Here is a 22,741-nt window from a genome sequence, read left to right on the forward strand (position 1 = left end):
GGCGGGAAATAAGGTATAATGGGATTGGACAAAAATGAACGACTATTGGAGGCTTTTTAGTTATGACAAAAATCGCATGGATTACCGACAGTATGGCCAACTTCTCTCAAGAAGAGGCAGCAAGTCTCGGTGTCGATATCGTTCCGATTCAATTGATCGTGGACGGGAACGGCTATAGTGAAACCAAACTCTCTCTCGAAGACCTACATCGGTATATGATTGACCAAAAGAAAGAAGCGAAGACGTCACAACCGATCTTCGGAGATTTCATCGCCCGCTACGAACGCTTGAAAGAAGAGGGATATGATTGTGCCATCGCCGTCCATTGCTCGAATGGATTGAGCAGTACGGCGAAAAATTCGAAAGCAGCTGCCGAAGCGGCTGACTTTACCGTGTATACCATCGACTCGCATGCCGCACTCGAGGCGCAACAAGAACTCGTCCGAATCGGGAAGGCCGCTGAAGCCGAAGGCAAGTCAGTAGAGGAAATCGTCGCCCTTCTCGAAGCATGGCGAGATAAGAAGAACTTCTTCATGATCATCGGAAACATGGAGACGATGCGCCGAGGCGGTCGTGTTTCTTCCGGTGAGATGTTCCTTGCGAACATCTTGAACATCAAGCCGATCATCACCCTCGATGAGACGGGGAAAGTCATCCCGTTCAAAAAGGCCCGTTCATTGAAGAAGGCTTATGCGGAGATGGTCGGTGAACTCGAACGTCGTCACGCGGAAAACGGTGTGAAGGACAATCGGGTGTTCGTTCAGACGGCACTCGCACCGAACATGCAAGATGACCTCGTCGCACTCATCGAGTCGAAATTACCAGATCTTGAAGTCGTACGGACTCGATTCTGTCCCTCGATTGCGGTACATGCCGGATTTGAGACGGTCGGTGTCTTGTGGCTCAACTCTTAATCAAGTAGGAGGAATGCAAGATGGAAGCAATGACAACCTTGACTGGATTGAATGAACGGATTGCGAGCACGGAACAGCTGCTCGTCTACGTGTCACATCCGGGATGCAGTGTCTGTCATGCGCTGAAACCTCAGATTGAAGAGATGCTCCATCAGTTCCCAGAAATTGAGGCGGTCGCGGTAGACTCGGATGAAGTGCCGGAAGTCGCAGGCGCCTTCTCCATCTTTACCGTGCCGGTCGTCCTCTTTTTCATCAACGGGAAAGAAATGCTCCGCCGGGCACGATTCGTGCCGATCGGCGAACTGACGCATCAACTCGAACGCATGCAAGAAATGAGACAAGCGTGAATATGACCCATCATCCTGTCATGGGATGATGGGTTTTTTTCATAGTGTAACGGGTAAATACCCGCAAACACATAAGGGGTGATTCGATGCGAGGCAAACAATACGTGGGAGAATCGATTGATGTGTACTATGATGTGTCGCTCTGCGTCCATGCGGCGGAATGCGTACGGGGATTGCCGGAAGTGTTCGATACGAAACGGAAGCCGTGGATCTTACCGGATGGGGCCGAGGCTCCTGATGTCGCGACGGTGATTGAACGCTGCCCGAGCGGTGCGCTGCAGTTCGTTCGGAAGGATGGTGGAGATGCGGAGGAACCGGACGTCCCGACGTCTGTTAAATTAAACGACTGGCAACAAATCGAGGTGCGTGGCGACCTTCAAATCGAGCAAGGAGATGAGGTCATCTCCACGTATCGGGCCACGCTCTGCGGGTGTGGACAATCCGGGAAGCGACCGATTTGCGACCATAGTGGCGCGTGTAAAGGATGAGAGGATGATGGATGATGCAGATTCCACTACATTCGGACTGGCATGATACAAAGTTGACCTTGCATTTGATTTCCCAACTACTAGGGAAGATTAGACTCCAACTGGCCCCACCTGAGCCGCAATGGGGGCATGTCTCGCTACCGCTCACGGTTAATGGGTTCACGACAGGGCTGTTGTTTGAAGGGGAACGGGCACTCCAGCTTGATGTGGATCTACTAAGTTCTTGCCTTGTCGTTCATGTCGAAGATCAGACAGACGCCATCCCGATTGAAGCGGGGAAGACAATCAAGTCCTATCATGACGACTTATTCAATCGACTGCGGACGCATGGGGTCGACATACGCATCAACCCGAAACCACAGGAGATGACCTTCCAAGGACTTCTCGATACGGACGAGACACCGCTCGCTTATGATGCGGCGTATGCCCGGCAAGGATTAAGGCTGTTTCAACGGGCGGCGCACGAACAGCTGACGTACCTATCGAAGCTACGATGCCGGAAAATCAAACCGGCACTCTTTTGGGGGACGTTCGACGTGTCCTCGCTCGTCATCTATCCGATCGAGCATCCGTTTCCGGAAGACAAAGTGATCGAGCGCGTCGCCTTCGATGAACAGTTGATTGAATTTGGATTTTGGCTTGGGGATGATGTGACGGAACGACCGAGCTATTTTGTCTTGCCTTATCCGTTCCTGTTCAGACCGCTACCGACCGTGACGCTACAGCCGGAAGCGGCTTATTATGACGCGGAGAAGAGTGAATTTTTCTTGCCGCTTGATGAAGGAACGAGTGGGGAAGTCCAAGCGTTTTTGTCTACATCGTTTGACATCTTGATGGACGAGATGGATTGGACGATGCGTGACCATTTCTTTATCCCGCTAAAACTAGAAGAGGAGAGTGGTGAGTAAATGGAAATTAAACAGAAGGAAAATACGTTTTACGTCGGGGACGAGGCGAAGCCATCGGCAGAACTGCACTACGTGCCGACGGGGGCGGACAAACTGATTGTCGATCATACGTATGTCAGTGATGAACTTCGAGGACAGGGAATCGGAGAGAAACTTGTTGTCGCCGTGGTCGAATATGCTCGGGAAGAAGGAAAGACGATTATCCCACTCTGTCCCTTTACGAAAAATCAGTTCGACCGACATGCCGAGTATCACGACGTGTTGGCGAACTGAACCGGGGTGGGCTAGATGGAAGAAAAACGAGCCACGTGGTTAGAGCTCTTCTATGACCTGGTTTATGTCGCTGCGATTGCGACGGCGACCCATGTCCTTCTTCATACCCATCATGGTGTCATCCCGTTCGAATATGCCTCGAAGTTCGTCCTCATGTTCATCCCGATTTGGTGGGCGTGGGTGGGGCAGACGATGTTCATCAACCGCTTTTTCGAGGATGCGATTCACCAGCGTCTGTTCGTAATTGGACAGATGATCTTCGTATTAATTATGACGGCGAGCTTGAACGTGGATTTTGATGACTACTACTATTCATTTCTCATTGGCTACTTAGGTTTGCGCGTCATGACGGTCTTGCAGTATACGATGGTAAATCGACGTATTCAAGACTCGGCGGCACGCTTTTTAGGCACCTATTTTTGGATTGGAATCGGCGTCTCGTCGTTATCCATCTTTTTTGATGGAAGCTTGCGCTACGTCGTTCTGTATCTCGGGCTCATCATAGATTTGATTGTACCGATCATCGGTCGGAAACGCTTGGCCATGACGCCCATAAACTTAGGATATTTGCTCGAACGCTTTGGTCTTTTGACCATCATCGTCTTAGGGGAATCCATTATCAGTATCTTGGCGGTGCTCGAGCCGCAAGACGGGGATATTCGGTCCATCAGCTTTTCGATTTTAGCATTCATCGTCCTCATCGCCATTTGGTGGCAATACTTTGACAACATCGAAAAGAAAGTGGACAAAGACGCGGTCGGGACCGGTCAAATCATTTTGTATGGTCATCTGTTCATTTGGATGTCACTCAGCGTTCTGGCGAGCATGATGAAACTGATGTATCTCGGGGAGTTGGATGAGCGCTTTGAAGTGATGGTGACGTTCGGTGCCGTTCTCGTCTACTTTTTGTCGACGACGCTCGTGTTTCACAATCATCGCTTCCCGGAAAGCCGGTTGCACTGGGGCTATTTCGTGTTTTTCGTCGCGCTCATTCTCGTGTTCACCGGCCTCCATCTATTCGTTCTCGTCTCACCGTTAATCATCATGATTGAACTCGCCATCTTCTTCGCCATCTATGCGAAACTGACGACCACATAAAAATGGAGCACCGCGGGGCGCTCCATTTTCTTATTCTGCTGCTTGTGGGACGAGATAAATCAAGCCAAACGGGTTATGCAACAAGTTGTCGATGGTCGTCCGCTCATCTTCTCCCATCTCGACCGTGAAGGCGCGACCGTCTTCAAAGGCGAAATGGTCGCCATCGCCGAACATCGCGCCACCTGAGATGAGGTGGAAGTTGAACGAATGGATTACGTGGATGGCATCTTCAATGTCGAGTGTCATCGGCACAGCCACGTCTGCATGACCGAACGCTTTCATTCCCCATGACATATAGGCGTTCTCTTCTTCTGTGATAGCCGTGAGAAGCGAATAGTCGAGTGCGAGGTCTTCTTCTTTTGATTCTTGCCACTCGTCTTTCGAGTAAGAGACACCAGCTGACTCGACCATGACGCCAACTCCACCTGCGTTTAAGACGGCGTTTGCGGCACGACGTGCAGCGGCGACGTCTGTCAAATCGTTGACGTCGACAATCAAGTAGACGACATGCGTATGACGAGCGATTCCTTTCGCGACTTTCGGGGTGAACCCGCCAGAACTCGCGTGAATCATCGCCTCGGCGAGGGCTGGGTCACGTTCGACGACTTCTACGGTGAACGCCTTCCCTGTCTCATCTTCGAGCAACAACAGACCAGCCATCGTGTAGCCTTCACTATGTAAACTGATTTGTTCGCTGACGCCTTCTGCGGAAGACCAGTTTCCGGGAATGGCGAGCATGACTTGTGTACGATTCATGTGTATCATCCTTTTCTGCAAAAGTCAGGTCTCTCCTCAGGAGAGACCTGGTCTATCTCTTATTATGCCCTATTTTGGCATGAATTATTCTTGATACGTCTTTAAAACTTCCTGAAGTGGGATTTGATCGATTTTTCGGCGGCTGATGAATGTACTCATGAAGAAGAGGAGAACGACTGCACCGAGCGTATAGACGATATAGATCCATTCAAATTCAAGTGGGAGCACGAGCCCATAATCTTCCGCGAAGACGACGACGATGACCCGAAGCGTCAACAGGGCGATGGGGATGCTCAAGAGGGCGGAGATGAGCGCGTAGATGAAGTAGCTGTTCAAAATCATCGAGCGGACTTCCCGTTTTTGATATCCCATCACTTTCAACAAGGAGATGACGTAATAGTTCTTCTCGACCGTCAGTGCCGTCAAGACGAACAGGATGCTGAAAGCGATGAGGGACGCCCCACCAATCAAGACATTCATCATGAAATTCATATATTGGTTGATCGATTCGGACTGATCGATCAACCCTTGACGTGACAGAATAGTCGAATAGTCCGATTCGCTCGGACGCTCCGTCGCATAGATACCGTTGAACAGGTCATCCGTTGCGCCAGCGGTGAGAAGTTCACTTAACGTCGCCCGGGGCAAATAGGCGAAGTCGCCAGAGAATTCATCGGCAATCCCGATAATGGGATAGGTCAACGTGTCCCCGTCGAGTGCGACATCGATGTCTTGACCCACATCGAGGCCGAGTTTTAGCGCGAGTGAGGAGGAGACGACAAGGCCGTCGGGTTCAAGTGTCAACACATCCCCATCTTCGTTTTGGAGTGGGAACAAGGTGTTGTCGAAGTCTAGTCCCTTCAAGGTGATCAGGTTATCTTCGACAAAGGCGAACGGATAGGTGAGGAACGGTTCTTGTCCCGCTTCTAAAACCGGTGTCCCGTCTGTATACGCCTCGTATTCATACACCGCTTCGTTCAATCCGCCAACGGTCATACGGTCGACGGCGCCGTTCATCATGAGGGCGAAAACGATGAGAATCGTCGAGAAGAGGATCCCGAGAAAGAAGATGAGAAAACTCCCCGTGCTCTTGACGGCATACAAATATTTGAACTTCGTCTTGCCACTCGCCCGTCTCAACAGGCGACTGACAAGTCGACTGAGTCGATTCAATGAGACATTGTCCCGTGGTGACAAGAGGGCAAGGGCGCTCTCACCCATAATTTTATAGATGACAGCTCCTGCAACGAGCGCAAAGAAGAGGAGCGGGGCAAACACGGCTGTCACGAACACGAGTGGACTTTGGGCGATGGTGATGGACGGTAAAAGATAGAAGTCGAGATAGAGTTCTTTCAACGGGTTCGCGAAATAAAGCCCCAGGAAATAACCGATGATGAGCATAAAGAATGCGAAAACCAAGATGAGCACCAAGTAAGGCGATGCGATTTGCCGACGACTATAACCAATCGCCTTCAACAGTCCGATTTGTCCTCGTTCCGCCTCGAGCATATTCGAGATCAGGATGGCGACGATGATTACAGCGATAGAAACGATAAAGAGACTGAGTCCGAGCGCCATCGCCTTGCCGGATGAAATCTCACTGTAGATGGCACCACTTCGGATAATATTTTCCGTCTCCATGACCGAGACGACAAACGGGAGGTCTATGTCGGTCTTGATCGCTTGATCGGTCACCCCGGACAGTCGGAAAGACTCTTGCCCGATGAATGTTTCGAACGATTCATCCGTCATCAAGAGGAGGGTCTGTGAACGAGGGTCCAAGTTGAAGAAGTTATCATCGAAGAGTGGGAGCGTATAGTCCGGAAAAAGGACAAATCCACTCACCGTGAACGGTTTGCCGATGTCGATTGTGTCTCCGATGTCGATACCGTTCTCCTCTGCATATTTTTTATTGAGGGCGACTTCGTCATTCGCTCTCGGTCGATCACCGGCTTCGAGGTAGGAACGGTTGATCGTGTCTGATTCTTTGACGATCAATCCCCGATGTTCAATATCATCGAACGTGTAGGTGATGGTTTTTAAGTCACGGAGTTCAATCGTAGCATCCGGCATCTCCTGTTCGACGGCAGCGATTCGCGATGCGATCAGACGATTGAAGACTTCCGCATCGGCTTGTTTGATGTCAGCCAATGTGAACGTTCCTGTTTCCGCGAGCGTGGCGAGAGCGGGGTCGCGTAACTCCTCTTCCGTCACCCGATTGAGCATGTCAATCGCAAAGTCTTCCTGATTCGATTCTTCCAGATACTCTTCAGTCGGGACCTCGATTCCACTGATGCCATAGAACATCATCGTGTACGTGAGTGAACTCATGACGATGATGATGGCGATGGCGAGGAGTTGCATCCACTTCCGATTTAATGTCTTCCAGACGTTTTTATACAGCATGTTGCCACCCCCTTATCCCCAATGGATGTCACGTGCCGCGACCCGGGTCTCATGATGGGTCACCTCCACGATTCGACCGGAGTTCATCTTGATGACATCGTCCGCCATCTCACTGATTCCATTATTGTGTGTGATGACGACGACTGTTTTTTGATACGTCTTGTTCAATCGTTCCAATAGTTCGAGTACTCTCTTCGAATTTTCCTCGTCGAGTGAGCCCGTCGGTTCGTCACAAAAGATGATGGCGGGATTTTTGGCGAGGCTGCGGGCGACGGAGACACGTTGCTGCTCACCGCCCGATAGTTGATAGGGGTATTTATCACGTGCCGCTGTGAGCCCAACTTGTTCGAGCAATTCATCAATCGGCAGCGGGTCTTTCGTTAAGTCAGAACCAATTTGTATGTTCTCATAGACGGTCAAGTTTTGAAGAAGGTTGTATTGTTGGAAAATGAAGCCAAGATGGTCGCGTCGAAAAGCAGTCATCTGATCGACGGATAGGTCGGTCAGCACGGTGTCGCCGAACGTGATCTTACCTGAGGTGACCGTGTCGAGTCCGCTGATGACGTTGAGCAGTGTACTCTTCCCGCTCCCGCTTGGACCTAGGATCACGACGAACGCGCCATCCCGGATGGTGAGGTCGATGTCTTTCAAGGCGGCCGTTTCCACGTCGCCTGTCTTATAGATTTTGCTGACGTTCCGTAGTTCGATCATGCCACACATGCCTCCTTTATTTGTTATCTAAGGTATACCCTTTTCGAGAAGTGATTGGACGAGCTACACATAGGATGTTTTGAAAAAATAGTGAAACCGCTTCACCTGTGATAAAATAATATAACCAGGTACTAAAAACTTTTTTTAAGGGAGAACTCTTTATGAAGATTGCTTACATCACGGACAGCACGATTGTCCTTCCAGATGCATTAGCGCAACATCCTGACATCCACATTGTCCCGCTCTATGTCGTCAAAGGGGACCAGCCGTATAAAGATGGAATCGAAGTCGATGCGAAAACGGTTTACGAGTGGATTGACGCGGGAGAGCGCGTCTCGACGAGTCAGCCCGCGATCGGGGATTTCGTCACACTCTATGAAAAATTGAAAGAAGAGTACGATATGGGCATCGCGATTCACCTATCGTCTGACCTGAGTGGGACGTATTCGGCGTCCGTTCAAGGGGCTGAGATTGCGGAGTTCAAGTTGCTCGCCTTCGATTCACGGGCAGGTATCTATACGATGGGACTTATGTTCGAGGAGTTGATTGAACGCGTCGAAAGAGGCGATGCGCTTGAAGACGTGGAAGCATACATGAAGAAGCGCGTCGAGGACGTCCGCATCGAATTGACGCTTCAAAACTTGACGCAGATGCAAAAAGGCGGTCGAATCTCTAAATCGAAGGCGCTCATCGGGAACATGCTTCAATTGAAACCTGTACTTCGATTCGAAGACGGTTTGATTGTCCCGTATCAAACGGTCCGCACATACAAGAAAGCACAAGCCCATTTGTTCGAAGTGTTACGTGCGGCAATCGAGTCCGGTGAATGTCAGGACGTCTCGATTTTCCACGGAAATGTCCCTGAGCTTGCTGAGGAGTGGAAAAAACAACTCGGTGACACGATTCCGATCAGAGTTGATACACTCGCACCACTTCTTGGGGCGCATACGGGATCCGGGTCAATTGGAATTTCTTATTTGAAAGCGAAATAATGATTAAGGGCGGTCCTCCTACGAGGATCGCCCTTTTACGTATTCTTTTGTTTCCGCAAATAGAGAAGTGTGATAGTGAGCGAATAGATGATCAAAAACGTGATCAGAAATAGAGAAAAGTCCATGGTTAGCCCCCTTTATCCAAGTTGTTGCCGACATCTAGAAAAGCGAAACATCAAATTGGGAATCATTTCAATATTTCATTGTCTCAACTTTCAAACAATTGCTGGAATGTTTTTGCATTACGGGTCATACTAGAAAAAATGAACGAGAAAAGGGGGGAAGACGATGCGATTTCGGAAGTACCTAGTTCGGAGCTGGTTCGCGTGGACGCTCGTCTTCACGGGAGTGACGTATTTGACTTTCCAAAACCTTGAGGCGTTCGACTGGCCGTTGTTTTGGTTCATCTATACGCTTGGGGCATTGTTCGTCATGAATCCTTTAAAGCGCAGGCATCTTCACTTCACGTTCCATGAGATGTTTGTCTTTATCACATTCTTTTTATACGGACTAGCGCCCGCACTGTTGATGGGGCAATTGCTCCTCTTCACGTTTCAGGCGCGAGCCTTCAATCGTCGCGTCGGGCGACGACGGTTCCTTCATTTCTATCCGCTCAACACGGTGATTGAATGTCTGCTCGTTCTGTTGCCGGGGCTCGCCTATATCGCTCTCGGTGGACGGATCGGAGAGCCGATTCATTTGATGCAACAAGGCGTGGCGATGTTGGCGTTTTTAGGCACCTTGTTCCTCGTCTTGACGATGAGTTTTGCTTTATCCTACTTCATGGTTGGAGAACGGATCCCGTTCCCGATTATGTGGCGATTGATTCGCTTTGATTGGCTCGTCGTGTCACTCGAGCTTTTGTTCTCGATGATTGCCATCGAGTCGTATCTCGTCTTCGGTTATGTCGGACTCATCGTCACGTTCTTCGTACTATCTGTCCTAAAGATGACGATGTCGAAAGCGACGGAGACGGAAGAAACCAAGTCGAGAGTCGATCAAGTCGAACGCTTGAAAGAACAGCTGTACCGCGTGGACAGCGAGCAATTGTTGATTGAGAAGTTTTGGAACGGTCTACGTGATATCGTCGAAGTGGAGCGTGGTTGGCTACAGGTCAATCGAAAAGGGGAGCGGACGTTTTATGATATGACCGGTCGCGTCATCCCGAGTGTGCCGGATGCCTTCACGATTGAACGGTATCATGATGAGGACGAACCGTGTTTCGTCTATGACTCGCTCCATGAATGGCATCCTGAATTGCAGCGAAACCAACAGGAACTACACCATTCGGCGCTCGTCATCCAACCCGTTTGGGGAGCGGAGACGGCGGTCAGCTGCATGGTATCGACGACGGCAAACGGGGCATACGAAACTCCGATTGCGGTTGAAGTGAACCGCCTCCTCAAGACGTTATCTTGGTCAATCGAACGCATCGATGAACGCAAACGTTTGCAACACGAGAGTTTGACAGATCCGTTAACGGGATTACATAATCAGCGGGCACTACGACGTTGGACGAAAGAACGTTTGAACGATGTGGCGTCCTATCCGCTCTCTGTTTTCTTGATCGATTTGGACCACTTCAAATCGATCAATGACACATACGGTCATGCATTCGGGGACGAGGTGTTGATTGAAGCAGGTCAACTCTTTACTCGCAATGTTCGAGCGACGGACTTGGTGACGCGCTACGGAGGCGAAGAGTTCGTGTTCGTCTTCCCGAGAATGGATGAGGCGGCCGCCAATCTGGTCGGCGAAAAGATACGAAACGCCTTGAAGCGCCATGATTTTGGGACAGAAGGCACGCGCATCACGGTGACGGCGAGTATCGGGATTGAAACGATTTATGAATATGAAGACCTCGATACAGTCTTGCGACATGCGGACCGGGCCATGTATGTCGGGGCGAAATTTAACGGGCGAGATCGTGTCGCCCACTATCATGATCTGTCGACAGAGGTCAGATGAAAGGAGGATCCCCAAAATGGTGGATCCTCCTTTCGTATGAAATGATTATGAGTTCGTATTATAAAGTTCAGATTCAACCGCATGAACGGCGGCTGACCAGGAGCCATAGCGATGCAAGATCGCTTTCGTTGAAGGTTTGTTGTTGCGCTTTGCCCATTCACGATAAGCTTCGAATGAGAGCGAGAAGCCCATTTCCTGAATGGCTTCACGAAGGGCGTTCGAGAGTTCTGTTTTCGAATAGGTCACACTCGCCTCAAGTCCTGCCTCGGCACAGGCATCATGCCACGAACCGAACGTCTTGACTATATGATAATGGCTCGGTGCCTTCGGATGGAGCTTTCGCCATTGCTGATACTTCTTCAAGGTGATGATCGAGCCCATGTCTCGCGAATAAATGGCGAGCGTCTCGATGATGTCCTCGCGTGTATACTTCGGCATTTTGTCTGGCAATTCGACGGTTGACTCTCCATGCCATTCATAGCCTGCGATGGCAAGTGCCTCAGCCCATGACCCGAACTGACGAATGATCGACTCAGGAGACGGCCAATTCTGTTCCATTGCGAAGCGGCGATAGACAGAACGGCGTGGACGTTCCTTCAACAAGTCCCCGAGAAGACGAATGCAATGGATCATCCTTTGCTGTTCGGTAGACAAGTGATGGGATTTAGTGGATAGCGTTTGATTCAATGATGGTTCCTCCTTCCGTGGACTCAAATCTGAACCGACAAAGATAAAAAAATGCTCCTACAATCATACTATCGGATTGTTTTTCGGATTTATTAACGTGATTTTGAAAAATTTTAAACAATTCCTAGGAATTGGATAGGACTAAAGTCGCAGTTGATAATTTCAAAAAATGGTAACAGTTCTATTACAAATTAAATCGAATTTCGAGAGAAATGTAAACATAAAGTTTTAATCACCCAAATTTGTAATATTTTTATAAAAAAGTACCCAGCTGGAGAGTTGGGGTCATCGCCTTCGCTCCAGATGAGTACCCTTCTATAATAAATTTAATTTTCAGACTAATCAATCAAATATTGAAATTACGGCAAAAAAATTTTAATGGCTGGTCAATGAAAGACCGATTCTGCTAAAATAGCCGCATTGAGTGAAAAACAGAAAAGAGGATCATCACTATGACAGTTTGGTTATTTTATACGTTACTTGGATTGATTCAAGGGTTCACAGAGCCCATCCCGATTTCATCGAGCGGACATCTTGTCATCTTCCAAGAACTATTTAACATTGACTTGCCGGGATTGTCATTTGAAGTTTTCGTAAACTTTGCATCGCTTCTTGCGGTTTTAACAATCTATCGTCAAGACGTCGTTCGTCTCATCATGAGTTTGTGGACGTTTTTATTTAAGAAAGACCGTTCGAATGAGACGATGGTCGACGTGAAGTTCATCGGGCTGTTACTTGTCGCGACCGTTCCGGCCGGTGTGCTCGGTGTCCTGTTTGGTGACTGGATCGCCGAGGTGCTCGGTGGCGTGGCGACAGTCGGCTATACACTCATCATTACGGGACTCGCCCTCTGGTTCATCCGGAATATGCGAGGAAACAAGGGCGACGGTGGCATTACGCTACTTGACGCCGTATTGATCGGACTTGCTCAGGCCGTGGCGCTCATTCCTGGGATCAGCCGGTCCGGGGCGACTATCGTCATGGCGATGCTCCTCGGGATCAAACAGGAATCCGCGCTTCGGTTCTCGTTCTTCCTGTTCATTCCGATTAGTCTCGGGACGATGATCTTGGACGGTCCGACGTTGTTCACAAACCCAGACACGCGTGATTTGTTCGGTCCGCTCCTTTTGGCATTTATCGCATCATACGTGTTGACTGCCATTTCATTGAAGTGGTTCCAGCACATCATGGCAAAAGGCGAATTGAAGTATTTTTCATATTACTGCTGGATTGTTGGGCTTCTCGTCGTCCTCTTTCTCGCATAATCGAGGCGCTACTCTCACGAGTAGCGTTTTTTGTTTTGCGAAATAAAAACAATTGCGATACAGTAAACCTGTACAAACAAATATTCCTTCGGGGTCGGGTGAAATTCCCAACCGGCGGTGATGGGCCTATGCCCTAAGTCCGTGACCCGGGCGCACGTGTGCGAACGGTGGATCTAGTGAGACTCTAGAGCCGACAGTATAGTCTGGATGGGAGAAGGAACAAAAAACAGGTCCACGTGACCTGTGCTTCGTCGTACGCTTTTCTGTATAGAAAACGTTTATTTGGCTTGCCAAAATTCGACGAAACCCTCCCACCAAGACCCTAAGGACTGCTCCTTAGGGTCTTTTGTTTGTACGGAAAAAGGAGGGAGAACGATGAAACAGTACATGGAACAGGCCATTCAATTGGCGAAATCAGCCGATGGACAGACCGGTGTCAATCCACTCGTCGGTGCCGTTCTCGTGAAAGACGGGCGTATCGTCGGAATGGGTGCCCACCTTAAGGCGGGCGAACCACATGCTGAAGTGCATGCGATTCGAATGGCCGGTGCGGCTGCATCCGGGGCGACTTTATATGTCACGCTCGAACCGTGCTCGCATCACGGTAAGACACCGCCGTGCGCCGATTTGATTGTAGAATCGGGCATCAAACGTGTCGTCGTCGCCATGAAAGATCCGAATCCACTCGTCGCAGGCAATGGGATCGTGCGCCTGCAAGCGGCCGGTGTCGAAGTCGATGTGGGTCTACTTGAGGAAGAGGCGCGTGCCTTGAATCCGGCATTTTTGCGGTCGCTTGAGACGAAACGACCATACGTCATCTTGAAGACGGCAACGAGCCTCGATGGGAAAGTTGCCTTAGAGACGGGGGAGAGTCAATGGGTGACGAGTTCGGAAGCCCGTCGTGATGTGCATGAACTTCGTGCCACGGTCGATGCGATTTTGACCGGTATTGGAACGGTGCTCGCGGATGACCCATCGCTTACGGTTCGATTGGACCGCGTGACGCGACAGCCGAAACGAGTCGTGCTCGACCGTGACCTAAGGTTACCGCTCGCTAGTACGTTAGCACGTACCGCCGAAGACGTCCCGGTGCTCCTCTTCACTTCGTCAGATGAGGCAGAACGACGTGAACGAGCTCAAGCCGTCAGTATCGAATTATTCGATTATACGTCACTCGGCACGGTTCTTGAGACGCTATACGCAAATGGGATTGGGCGTGTGTTGATCGAGGCCGGACCGACGCTTGTCACCTCACTTCTTGACGGAGGCTACGTGGATGAATGGGTCGCCTATCAATCACCACGGGTGTTCGGTGGGAAGCATGGCGTCTATCGCTCACAGCAGGAAGGGACGATCGATGGGATATCCCGTTTTACGATTCATCAGGTCGAAACGATTGGACCCGACCTGAAAGTCGTCCTTCGAAAGGGGGCGCTCTGATGTTCACGGGAATCGTAGAAGAAATCGGAGCAGTCAAAGCGGTCAAGCGCAACGGACCATCTTTACGACTCGTTTTGTCCGCTGTGAAAGTGCTTGAGGATGTGAAGCTCGGGGACAGCATTGCCGTGAATGGGATCTGTCTCACGGTGACGACGTTCGATGACGCGACGTTCTCTGTCGATGTCATGCCAGAAACATTGAAGGCATCGAGTCTAGATGGGGTCAAGCCTGGAACACCTGTCAATCTCGAACGAGCGATGCCGGCGAACGGACGGTTTGGCGGACATTTCGTATCCGGTCATGTCGACGGGGTCGGGCGAATCACGAAGAAACGTCCTCTCGCGAATGCGGTCTATGTTGATATCCAGTGTGACCGCGCGCTCCTTTCCTACATTGTCCCGAAAGGCTCGATATCTGTAGATGGAACGAGTTTGACTGTGTTTGACGTGTCAGAGCGTGGGTTTACCCTGTCCTTGATTCCACACACATACAGCGAGACCGTGCTTGGGATGAAACAGACGGGTGATTTAGTCAATTTAGAATGTGATCTGTTAGCAAAATATATGGAAAAGGTCGTCGGGCAGTCGAAGATGACGCTCGAGTCTTTGGCGGAACAAGGATATGGAAAGGCGGGATGGTAATGTTTGATTCGATTGAACGGGCGGTTGAGGAACTGAGACGAGGACGTCCCATCATCGTCGTGGATGATGAGGACCGTGAGAATGAAGGGGACTTTGTCGTACTCGGTGACAAGATGACACCGGAAACGATGAACTTTTTGATCACGGAAGGGAAAGGACTCGTCTGTAGCGCCGTAGCAGAAGAAGTGGCAGTTCGTCTCGACCTCGCGCCGATGGTGACGAACAGTACAGACCCACACGGTACCGCCTTCACGGTCAGTGTCGACCATATCGATTCGACGACTGGTATCTCGGCGAGTGAACGGTCTCACACCGTTCGTGAGTTAGCGAACCCATCGTCCCATCCATCCGATTTTCAACGTCCTGGACATCTGTTCCCGCTCATTGCGAAGAAGGGAGGCGTCTCCGTTCGCCGAGGTCATACCGAAGCGTCTGTCGACCTGGCGCGACTCGCAGGAAGTGAGCCGGTCGCGGTCATCTGTGAAATCATTCGAGAGGACGGGGAGATGGCACGCGTACCTGATTTGGTACAAGTCGCTGAACGCCACGGGTTGGCATTCATCACTATCGAAGCGTTAGTCCGATATATGGAGGAGAACCTCGTCACACGTGTTGCGGACGTGTCCCTACCTTCCTCAAAAGGAACGTTTCGCATGATAGGGTATGAGAATCGAATGGACCGTGAAGAGCATGTGGCGCTCGTGACGGAGACACTTGAGGAGGTCCCGCTCGTTCGCATTCACTCCGAATGTCTGACCGGTGACGTCTTCGGTTCGTTCCGATGTGACTGCGGTCCGCAACTGGACACGGCGATGGCACGAATCGAGCAGGAATCGGGCATCGTGCTCTATATGCGTCAAGAAGGGCGAGGCATCGGACTGTTGAACAAACTGAAGGCGTACGCCCTTCAAGAGAATGGATTGGATACGGTCGAGGCGAACGTGGCACTCGGGTTTCATCCGGACCTTCGGGACTATCGGGTGAGCGCGGCGATGCTTCGTGATCTTGGCGTCACCCGTGTCCGGCTCATGACGAACAACCCCGATAAAGTCGATGCCTTGGAATCATGTGGCATCACAGTCGTCGAACGCGTTCCGATTCATGTCGGTGCGCATGAAGCAAACGAATCGTATCGCCTGACGAAACAACTCAAAATGAATCATATTGGAGGAACATGGACATGACCTATACATTTGAAGGAAACTTAGTTGGAGAAGGCTTAAAGATTGGAATCGTCGTCGGACGGTTCAACGACTTGATCACGATGCGTCTGCTTGACGGGGCGAAGGATGCCTTGAAACGTCATGGAGTGAAGGAAGAGGATGTGTCGCTCGCCTTCGTCCCAGGAGCATTTGAACTCCCGCTCGTCGCGAAAAAAATGGCGATGAGCAAACAATACGACGCGGTCATCACGCTCGGAGCCGTCATCCGTGGTGCGACCCCGCATTTTGATTACGTCTGTAACGAAGCGGCAAAAGGGATCGCCCAGGCGAGCTATCAATCCGAAGTCCCGGTCATCTTCGGCGTGTTGACGACGGAGACGATTGAACAGGCGATTGAGCGTGCAGGAACAAAAGCAGGCAACAAAGGGTGGGAAGCGGCGACTTCTGCCATCGAGATGGCCAATCTGTTAAAGCAAGTCTAATCAAAACCGGGTGACAATCACCCGGTTTTTCAAATGGTTGAACTAGGATGAAAAAACTGAAAAATGGGTAAAATAAGTGCATGGAACGAATGCATGTATGTATTTGAACGATAAGGGAGGTTTGGCACATGGCAACTTCGCACGAATCATTGACGTTACAGTTACAACAACAAGAGCGACTCCATCACCTGCTTTCGTCACTCCTCAATCGCTTTTTAACGACAGAGATTGCGGATTTCAAAAAGCGGGTTGACCAATCGCTAGCCGAACTTGGACATTATTTCGCGGTCGACCGCGTCTATGTCTTCGATTATGATTTTACGAATCAAGTCTGCCATAACACGTTCGAATGGTGCGCCGAAGGAATCACGGCTGAAATGGACAATCTTCAAGACGTGCCGATTGATGTGCTGCCCGAGTGGGTGAATACCCATGTGGCGGGTGAGACGATGTATATTCCACGGGTCGTCGATCTACCTGAAGGGAGCGACGTCCGCGCCATCTTAGAACCGCAAGCGATTCAAAGTTTGCTCGCGGTCCCCATGATGCAAGGGAAGTCGTGTCAGGGATTTGTCGGGTTTGATTCCGTCGTCTCGGAACGGACGTACACGGAGTACGAACAACAGGCGCTACAAGATTTCAGCAATGCGCTGCTCGGGGCGGTCGAGCGACACCGCATCGAGGCCGGGCGGGAAGAAGCGCAGCGGGTCCTCGCCGAGCGTGAAAAAGAATTGATCGATTATCAAGAGGGGCTTGTCCGCACGCTGTTACGTTTGTCCGCACTCCGTAACAACGAGACGGGGAACCATATCGAGCGGGTGCAGGGTTTGTCGACGCTGTTCGCGACGATTTTATACGATCATCACCATCCGGAAGTGTCACCGCTCTTCATCGAAGGAATCCGTCTCGCGGCACCGCTCCATGATATCGGCAAAATCTCTGTTCCGGACGCAATCTTACTCAAAGCGAATCAACTGTCCGACCAGGAATGGGTATTCATGCGCGACCATGTGCGTGTCGGCGGCGAAGTGTTGAAGGATTTGCAGACACAGTTCCCTCAGAATTACTTCATTCAAATGGCCTATCACATCGCACTGTATCATCACGAGCGCTGGGACGGCACCGGGTACAACCAAGGACTGAAAGGGGAAGACATCCCGCTTGCGGCTCGAATCGTCACCATCATCGACGTCTATGACGCACTACGGACGGTCCGACCGTATAAACCGGCCTATACTCATGAGGATGCGATTCTTGCGATGCGAAATATGGAAGGGGCGTTCGACCCGACTTTGTTCGAATTATTCCTGGTTCATCAAGAAGAAATCGCCATCATGTTCGAGCAGACATTTAAAGCACACTAAAAAGGAGACGTCCCATCGGGGGAGCGTCTCCTTTTTGATTAGAACGTTTCAGATGTTGTTTTCGCTTGCATGTGGAGTTGGATGTAATCCGGGCCACCTGCTTTTGAATCCGTACCTGACATGTTGAATCCACCGAACGGCTGATAGCCGACGATTGCGCCTGTGCAACCACGGTTGAAGTAAAGGTTCCCAACGTGGAAGTTTTGGCGAGCGTATTCTTGATTCATACGGTCACGTGTGAGGACCGCCCCTGTCAAGCCGTATTCTGTGTTGTTCGCGATATCGATTGCTTCTTTGAAGTCTTTCGCTTTCGTGAAGGCGACGATTGGTCCGAAAATCTCTTCTTGCATGAGGCGTGCTTTCGGGTCGACGTCTGCGACGACAGTCGGCTCGATGAAGTAGCCTGTTGAATCGTCTGCTTTCCCACCTGCGACGATGCGTCCTTCTTCTTTTGCGACATCGAAGTACGATGTGATCTTCTTGAAGGCCGATGCATCGATGACTGGTCCCATGAAGTGTTCGTTCTTCTCTGTGTTTCCGACAGAGAGTTCGTTCGTGAGTTCGACGACACGGTCGAGTACCGTATCATACACGCTGTCGACGATGACGGCACGTGAACAAGCCGAACATTTCTGACCAGAGAAACCGAATGCCGATTTCACGATCGATTGTGCAGCGAGCTCGAGGTCGGCTGATTCGTCGACGACGATCGTATCTTTTCCACCCATCTCCGCGATCACGCGTTTGAGCCAAATTTGACCTTCGTTCAACTTAGACGCACGTTCGTTGATGCGGAGTCCCACATCACGCGATCCTGTGAAGCTGATGAAGCGTGTCTTCGGATGGTCGACGAGATAGTCCCCGACTTCTGCACCCGGTCCCGGGATGAAGTTGAGCACGCCTTTTGGAAGACCTGCCTCTTCCATCACTTCGACGAATTTCGCAGCGACGATTGGCGTCGTCGAAGCTGGTTTCAAGAGAATTGTGTTACCGGCGACGATGGCCGCAACTGCTGTACCGGCCATGATTGCGAATGGGAAGTTCCATGGGCTGATGACGATCCCGACCCCGAGTGGGATGTAGTCATACCGGTTGTATTCGCCTGGGCGGCTCTCCACTTTCTTGCCTGGTTTGAGTTCGAGCATTTGACGTGCATAATATTCCATGAAGTCGATTGCTTCCGCTGTATCCGCATCTGCCTCGTTCCACGGTTTACCCGCTTCTTTGACGAGGTAAGCCGAGAACTCATGCTTACGTTTGCGGACGATGTTCGCTGCTTTGAACAAGACGTCGGCGCGGACAGCCGGGTCGACATGGCGCCATGAGTCAAATGCTGTGAGTGCTTCTTGCATCGCACGTTCTGCGAGCTCTTGGTTCGCTTTTGACACGCGACCGATCACTTCTTCTTTGTTAGCCGGGTTGTAAGACGTGATTTTACCTTCCGTCGTAACCTTTTCCCCACCAATTACGAGCGGATAGTCTTTCCCGAGCTCACCGTTCACTTTCTCGATTGCCGCTTGGATTGCTTCGGCATTCTCTTTTTGTGTAAAGTCTGTGAATGGTTCATGTTTGTATGGAATCATTCTCGTTCCCCCTTAAAGTGATGTTGAGCGTTAAAGCGCTTACGTCTGTATTGTATCGAAATTATCGTAGAAATCCTAGTGAAACAATTTTCCAGAAACACATGGCATTGGAGCAAGAAATCGAGACGTGATAGGATGGGGGAGAACACGGCTTTAGAAAGGACGAACAACATGAAAAAATGGTTCATTCCGCTACTCCTCGTCTTCATGCTCGGGGCATGTGGGAACGAGGAAGAGACGGTGATAGAAGAGACAGACCGCGCATTGCCGGACGCTGTCACGAACGTGTACGCAGACTATCAGACGGCACTTGAGTCTGGAGACGCTGAGGCACTCGCATCAATTGATTATGCTGGCCGGTTGACCGAGATTCCGGCGACTGGTGCCGTCACCCGTCAATTGTCTCCTGGTGAGATTTATAAGAGCTGGGTCAACGAAGAGGAAGACGTGGCGTTCCTTGTCCATGAGATGATCGATGAAGAAGGGAACCCGCTCCCGAACCGACTCAGTAAAATCGCTGTGAAGGAAGGGGATGAGTGGTCACTAGTCATCACACCGGCCGCTTTACCAAAAGACGTGATTGCCGAGGTCGGAGAGTTACTCATCGGTGTCCAGGCGAACGAGTACGGAGTGAATGCCGAAGCGAACGCCCGTCTCGCCGAGATTCCGGAAGATGAGGCTGGTCCGATCTATGACCAAGTCAACGCACAGACGGACTATATGGCGCTCGAGGCAGACAATAACGTCTTCCTGCTCATGGCGGAAACGTTGACGGTCGAGGAGAACCAAACCATCATGACCGACTATTTCAAAGCGTATGAGACGTGGTACACCGATAACGAGGAGACGCTCCGAAAAGCGGCTGCAACGGAAGATCCAGTCGAGTATATCGAAGTGCTTGACCCGTTAAAGACAAAATTAGAAGAAGCGATCGATGGCTATGACGAACAACTTGTCGACCCATCGTTTGGCTAAGGAGGAACAGCAGATGCTCGCACCAACATTTTCATTACCGAACCAAAACGGAGAGATGGTTTCATTAAAGGACTATCTCGGCAAGAAAGTCGTCTTATACTTCTATCCTCGAGATTCGACACCTGGTTGCACGACCGAGGCATGCGATTTCCGCGATGCGTTGCCGAAGATGGAAGGCGCGGTCGTCCTTGGGGTATCGGCCGACAGTCAAAAGAAACATCAAAACTTTATCGCCAAGAATGACCTCCCATTTGATTTACTCGTGGACGAGGAACATAAAGTGTCCGAGCTTTACGGCGTCTGGCAGTTGAAGAAAAATTACGGGAAAGAATATTACGGCATCGTCCGTTCGACTTTCTTGATCAACGAGGACGGCTATATCGAAGAGGAGTGGCGCAACGTCAAAGTGAAAGGTCACGTCGAAGAAGTCGTGGCTGCTATTCGTTCGTAAAACGAGAAACGGAAGGAAAAGTCATGAACGGTTTCAGACTGTAGACAACGCATGGGTCTACAGTCTTTTTTGTGCCGGCTCACTTTCCTAGGAGCAAGCAGGGCAGCGCATCGCGACTCGGTCGCTGCTATCAAGCCGCTTCGAGCGTGCTTTATACGGTTGCAACCACTCCATTTCTGATTGAGATGTAGTCTATCGATTAACGGTTCGTAGTGATCATGAAATCCGGGCTCATGCACTTGAATATATATTACAATCATATTTCGAAATAAATTTTAAGAAGCTTTTAAGAATAAGGGTTCAAGGAAAATATTACAATTATATAACGTGTTGAAAACGCTTTCTTTAGGCGGTGTACCTTGACTCGATTGTGAATGTTCTGAAAAATATAGGGAGAGCGCTCAAATCAAGAACGTAGGAGGAGAGCAACACGGTGAATCAAATTGAAAGTTGGCTGACGAGTTTATCCAATCTCGTCTGGGGGCCACATTTACTCATATTACTCGTCGGGACAGGGATTTTCCTGACCGTCCGTCTCGGATTTATCCAAGTGACGCGACTTGGGGTCGGTCTGAAAGAGGCATTTATACCAAAACCAGAACAACCGAAGAAAAAGCAACGTGGGGACATCTCGCATTTCCAAGCACTTATGACGGCATTGGCGGCCACGGTCGGTACCGGAAACATGGTCGGTGTCGCGACGGCGATTGTCCTCGGGGGACCGGGTGCTGTCGTTTGGATGTGGTTATCTGGTTTCGTCGGGATGGCGACGAAATACGCTGAGGCTATCCTGGCGGTCAAATATCGTGTCGTCGATGAACGCGGTGAGATTGCCGGGGGTCCGATGTATTACTTAGAACACGGACTAAAGAAAAAGTGGCTCGGCGTCTTGTTCGCCGTCTTTGCATCGGTCGCAGCCTTTGGGATTGGGAACGGGGTCCAAACGAACTCGATCAGTCTCGCCTTGAACAACTCGTTCAACATCCCAATGGTTGTGACAGGGATCGTCATGATGGCGGTCACGGCATTCGTCATCTTAGGTGGTGTCAAATCAATCGGAAAAGTCGTCGGAATCTTCGTCCCGTTCATGATTTTCGCATATGTCGGGAGTGGGCTCGTGATTCTCATCATGAACCTTGATTTGGTACCAGGTGCCTTATCGACAATGTTCTCGAGCACATTCAGTGCTGAAGCCATCGGTGGGGGTGCGTTAGGTGCCGCGATTCGCTACGGGGTCGCGCGCGGTGTGTTCTCTAACGAGGCAGGACTTGGATCTGCACCGATTGCGGCCGCAGCAGCGAAGACCGACTTCCCGGGACGTCAAGCACTCGTTTCGATGACACAAGTGTTGATCGACACACTCATCGTCTGTTCTATCACGGGACTCACGATCGTTATGGGTGGTCAATATACGGAAGGGCTTGAAGGGATTGCCTTGACGCAAGCCTCGTTCGCTTACTTCTTAGGACCTATTGGTGAAATCATCGTGACGATCTCGCTTGTCTTCTTCGCCTACTCAACCGTCCTCGGTTGGTGTTATTACGGGGAACGTTCAGCGTATTATTTACTCGGGGAAAAAGTGATCGTCCCATATCGTGTCCTCTACATTTTAGTCGCGGGACTCGGTGCGATGACGACGAACTTGAATTTGATCTGGTCCATCTCGGATGTGTTCAACGGTCTCATGGCTATCCCGAACTTGATTGGACTCTTGTTCCTCTCCGGTGTGGTCGTCGCCGAGACAAAACGATTCGAACTCGAACGGAAAAAAGTAGGGCAGTCCTCTGCCGCTTGATGAGAAAACCCGCCGGACAGCACGTGTCGGCGGG

The 22,741-nt window shown here is 50.5% G+C and carries 22 protein-coding genes and 1 riboswitch; of the genes, 17 read left to right on the top strand and 5 right to left on the bottom strand.

What is annotated here, in order from left to right:
- The first annotated feature begins 62 nt into the window (after positions 1-62).
- The 6 genes from KNO79_RS02695 (at position 63) to KNO79_RS02720 (ending at position 4,028) form a co-directional block, all read left to right on the top strand.
- Entirely contained in the window at positions 63-914 is an 852-nt protein-coding gene (locus tag KNO79_RS02695) for a DegV family protein (protein ID WP_074036087.1), read from the top strand.
- Positions 915-934: 20 nt separating this feature from the next.
- A complete protein-coding gene (locus tag KNO79_RS02700) occupies positions 935-1,261 on the top strand; it encodes a thioredoxin family protein (protein WP_196431086.1) in 327 nt (108 codons plus the stop codon).
- An 86-nt stretch (positions 1,262-1,347) separates the two neighbouring features.
- Positions 1,348-1,749 carry a (4Fe-4S)-binding protein gene (locus KNO79_RS02705; RefSeq protein WP_074036089.1) on the top strand — a complete coding sequence of 134 codons (402 nt, stop codon included), beginning with the start codon at positions 1,348-1,350 and terminating at the stop codon, positions 1,747-1,749.
- 14 nt (positions 1,750-1,763) lie between these two features.
- Positions 1,764-2,657 carry a DUF5996 family protein gene (locus KNO79_RS02710; protein WP_251125256.1) on the top strand — a complete coding sequence of 298 codons (894 nt, stop codon included), beginning with the start codon at positions 1,764-1,766 and terminating at the stop codon, positions 2,655-2,657.
- The gene (locus KNO79_RS02715) at positions 2,658-2,930 is read left to right on the top strand and encodes a GNAT family N-acetyltransferase (protein ID WP_074036091.1); all 273 of its coding nucleotides are present in this window, start codon (positions 2,658-2,660) and stop codon (positions 2,928-2,930) included.
- A 15-nt stretch (positions 2,931-2,945) separates the two neighbouring features.
- Positions 2,946-4,028: a low temperature requirement protein A gene (locus tag KNO79_RS02720; protein WP_214690579.1), complete on the top strand. Its 1,083-nt coding sequence runs from the start codon at positions 2,946-2,948 to the stop codon at positions 4,026-4,028.
- A 30-nt stretch (positions 4,029-4,058) separates the two neighbouring features.
- Here the strand turns inward: KNO79_RS02720 and KNO79_RS02725 are convergent, their stop codons facing one another.
- The 3 genes from KNO79_RS02725 to KNO79_RS02735 form a co-directional block, all read right to left on the bottom strand.
- Positions 4,059-4,784, bottom strand: a complete 726-nt coding sequence (locus KNO79_RS02725; protein ID WP_047795005.1) for a hypothetical protein — start codon at positions 4,782-4,784, stop codon at positions 4,059-4,061.
- 84 nt (positions 4,785-4,868) lie between these two features.
- Positions 4,869-7,190, bottom strand: coding sequence for an ABC transporter permease (locus KNO79_RS02730; protein ID WP_214690580.1), 2,322 nt, complete (start codon positions 7,188-7,190; stop codon positions 4,869-4,871).
- Between the two features lie 12 nt (positions 7,191-7,202).
- On the bottom strand, positions 7,203-7,901 hold the full coding sequence (locus KNO79_RS02735) for an ABC transporter ATP-binding protein (protein ID WP_214690581.1): 699 nt from the start codon (positions 7,899-7,901) through the stop codon (positions 7,203-7,205).
- 161 nt (positions 7,902-8,062) lie between these two features.
- Here KNO79_RS02735 and KNO79_RS02740 point away from each other — a divergent pair, with 161 nt between their 5' ends.
- On the top strand, positions 8,063-8,893 hold the full coding sequence (locus KNO79_RS02740; protein WP_159562782.1) for a DegV family protein: 831 nt from the start codon (positions 8,063-8,065) through the stop codon (positions 8,891-8,893).
- 288 nt (positions 8,894-9,181) lie between these two features.
- A complete protein-coding gene (locus tag KNO79_RS02745; RefSeq protein WP_214690582.1) occupies positions 9,182-10,861 on the top strand; it encodes a sensor domain-containing diguanylate cyclase in 1,680 nt (559 codons plus the stop codon).
- A 45-nt stretch (positions 10,862-10,906) separates the two neighbouring features.
- On the opposite strand, the gene KNO79_RS02750 is transcribed toward KNO79_RS02745, so the two are convergent.
- The gene (locus tag KNO79_RS02750; protein ID WP_074036101.1) at positions 10,907-11,548 is read right to left on the bottom strand and encodes a homing endonuclease associated repeat-containing protein; all 642 of its coding nucleotides are present in this window, start codon (positions 11,546-11,548) and stop codon (positions 10,907-10,909) included.
- 452 nt (positions 11,549-12,000) lie between these two features.
- On the opposite strand from KNO79_RS02750, the gene KNO79_RS02755 reads away from it, so the two are divergent.
- The 6 genes from KNO79_RS02755 to KNO79_RS02780 all read left to right on the top strand — a co-directional run bounded on the left by KNO79_RS02755 (position 12,001) and on the right by KNO79_RS02780 (position 17,903).
- Entirely contained in the window at positions 12,001-12,813 is an 813-nt protein-coding gene (locus tag KNO79_RS02755) for an undecaprenyl-diphosphate phosphatase (RefSeq protein WP_214690583.1), read from the top strand.
- A gap of 80 nt (positions 12,814-12,893) precedes the next feature.
- A riboswitch (FMN riboswitch) is annotated at positions 12,894-13,036 on the top strand.
- Positions 13,037-13,188: 152 nt separating this feature from the next.
- The gene (ribD, locus tag KNO79_RS02760) at positions 13,189-14,253 is read left to right on the top strand and encodes a bifunctional diaminohydroxyphosphoribosylaminopyrimidine deaminase/5-amino-6-(5-phosphoribosylamino)uracil reductase RibD (RefSeq protein ID WP_214690584.1); all 1,065 of its coding nucleotides are present in this window, start codon (positions 13,189-13,191) and stop codon (positions 14,251-14,253) included.
- On the top strand, positions 14,253-14,894 hold the full coding sequence (ribE, locus tag KNO79_RS02765; RefSeq protein WP_214690585.1) for a riboflavin synthase: 642 nt from the start codon (positions 14,253-14,255) through the stop codon (positions 14,892-14,894). Before ribD ends, ribE begins: the two co-directional genes overlap by 1 nt.
- Positions 14,894-16,078 (top strand): bifunctional 3,4-dihydroxy-2-butanone-4-phosphate synthase/GTP cyclohydrolase II, encoded by a 1,185-nt coding sequence (locus KNO79_RS02770; RefSeq protein WP_074036106.1) that lies wholly within the window; start codon positions 14,894-14,896, stop codon positions 16,076-16,078. The genes ribE and KNO79_RS02770 overlap by 1 nt, the downstream gene beginning before the upstream one ends.
- On the top strand, positions 16,075-16,539 hold the full coding sequence (gene ribH, locus KNO79_RS02775) for a 6,7-dimethyl-8-ribityllumazine synthase (RefSeq protein WP_074036107.1): 465 nt from the start codon (positions 16,075-16,077) through the stop codon (positions 16,537-16,539). The genes KNO79_RS02770 and ribH overlap by 4 nt, the downstream gene beginning before the upstream one ends.
- Positions 16,540-16,667: 128 nt before the next feature.
- On the top strand, positions 16,668-17,903 hold the full coding sequence (locus KNO79_RS02780) for a GAF and HD-GYP domain-containing protein (protein ID WP_214690586.1): 1,236 nt from the start codon (positions 16,668-16,670) through the stop codon (positions 17,901-17,903).
- A 38-nt stretch (positions 17,904-17,941) separates the two neighbouring features.
- Here KNO79_RS02780 and pruA read toward each other — a convergent pair whose 3' ends face one another.
- Complete coding sequence (gene pruA / locus KNO79_RS02785) at positions 17,942-19,486, bottom strand: L-glutamate gamma-semialdehyde dehydrogenase (RefSeq protein WP_159562777.1); 1,545 nt, start codon at positions 19,484-19,486, stop codon at positions 17,942-17,944.
- A gap of 171 nt (positions 19,487-19,657) precedes the next feature.
- On the opposite strand from pruA, the gene KNO79_RS02790 reads away from it, so the two are divergent.
- The 3 genes from KNO79_RS02790 to KNO79_RS02800 all read left to right on the top strand — a co-directional run bounded on the left by KNO79_RS02790 (position 19,658) and on the right by KNO79_RS02800 (position 22,707).
- Entirely contained in the window at positions 19,658-20,461 is an 804-nt protein-coding gene (locus tag KNO79_RS02790; protein WP_214690587.1) for a hypothetical protein, read from the top strand.
- A gap of 13 nt (positions 20,462-20,474) precedes the next feature.
- Entirely contained in the window at positions 20,475-20,912 is a 438-nt protein-coding gene (gene bcp, locus KNO79_RS02795; protein WP_214691256.1) for a thioredoxin-dependent thiol peroxidase, read from the top strand.
- 433 nt (positions 20,913-21,345) lie between these two features.
- Positions 21,346-22,707, top strand: a complete 1,362-nt coding sequence (locus tag KNO79_RS02800; protein WP_214690588.1) for an alanine/glycine:cation symporter family protein — start codon at positions 21,346-21,348, stop codon at positions 22,705-22,707.
- Positions 22,708-22,741: the final 34 nt, after the last annotated feature.

Source organism: Exiguobacterium sp. s43 (assembly GCF_018617255.1).
Taxonomy (GTDB): Bacteria; Bacillota; Bacilli; order Exiguobacteriales; family Exiguobacteriaceae; genus Exiguobacterium; species Exiguobacterium profundum.

Coding starts and splice junctions, on each gene's coding strand:
- KNO79_RS02695 (WP_074036087.1), top strand. CDS start 63: ATGACAAAAATCGCATGGATTACCGACAGTATGGCCAACTTCTCTCAA.
- KNO79_RS02700 (WP_196431086.1), top strand. CDS start 935: ATGGAAGCAATGACAACCTTGACTGGATTGAATGAACGGATTGCGAGC.
- KNO79_RS02705 (WP_074036089.1), top strand. CDS start 1,348: ATGCGAGGCAAACAATACGTGGGAGAATCGATTGATGTGTACTATGAT.
- KNO79_RS02710 (WP_251125256.1), top strand. CDS start 1,764: ATGCAGATTCCACTACATTCGGACTGGCATGATACAAAGTTGACCTTG.
- KNO79_RS02715 (WP_074036091.1), top strand. CDS start 2,658: ATGGAAATTAAACAGAAGGAAAATACGTTTTACGTCGGGGACGAGGCG.
- KNO79_RS02720 (WP_214690579.1), top strand. CDS start 2,946: ATGGAAGAAAAACGAGCCACGTGGTTAGAGCTCTTCTATGACCTGGTT.
- KNO79_RS02725 (WP_047795005.1), bottom strand. CDS start 4,784: ATGAATCGTACACAAGTCATGCTCGCCATTCCCGGAAACTGGTCTTCC.
- KNO79_RS02730 (WP_214690580.1), bottom strand. CDS start 7,190: ATGCTGTATAAAAACGTCTGGAAGACATTAAATCGGAAGTGGATGCAA.
- KNO79_RS02735 (WP_214690581.1), bottom strand. CDS start 7,901: ATGATCGAACTACGGAACGTCAGCAAAATCTATAAGACAGGCGACGTG.
- KNO79_RS02740 (WP_159562782.1), top strand. CDS start 8,063: ATGAAGATTGCTTACATCACGGACAGCACGATTGTCCTTCCAGATGCA.
- KNO79_RS02745 (WP_214690582.1), top strand. CDS start 9,182: ATGCGATTTCGGAAGTACCTAGTTCGGAGCTGGTTCGCGTGGACGCTC.
- KNO79_RS02755 (WP_214690583.1), top strand. CDS start 12,001: ATGACAGTTTGGTTATTTTATACGTTACTTGGATTGATTCAAGGGTTC.
- ribD (WP_214690584.1), top strand. CDS start 13,189: ATGAAACAGTACATGGAACAGGCCATTCAATTGGCGAAATCAGCCGAT.
- ribE (WP_214690585.1), top strand. CDS start 14,253: ATGTTCACGGGAATCGTAGAAGAAATCGGAGCAGTCAAAGCGGTCAAG.
- KNO79_RS02770 (WP_074036106.1), top strand. CDS start 14,894: ATGTTTGATTCGATTGAACGGGCGGTTGAGGAACTGAGACGAGGACGT.
- ribH (WP_074036107.1), top strand. CDS start 16,075: ATGACCTATACATTTGAAGGAAACTTAGTTGGAGAAGGCTTAAAGATT.
- KNO79_RS02780 (WP_214690586.1), top strand. CDS start 16,668: ATGGCAACTTCGCACGAATCATTGACGTTACAGTTACAACAACAAGAG.
- pruA (WP_159562777.1), bottom strand. CDS start 19,486: ATGATTCCATACAAACATGAACCATTCACAGACTTTACACAAAAAGAG.
- KNO79_RS02790 (WP_214690587.1), top strand. CDS start 19,658: ATGAAAAAATGGTTCATTCCGCTACTCCTCGTCTTCATGCTCGGGGCA.
- bcp (WP_214691256.1), top strand. CDS start 20,475: ATGCTCGCACCAACATTTTCATTACCGAACCAAAACGGAGAGATGGTT.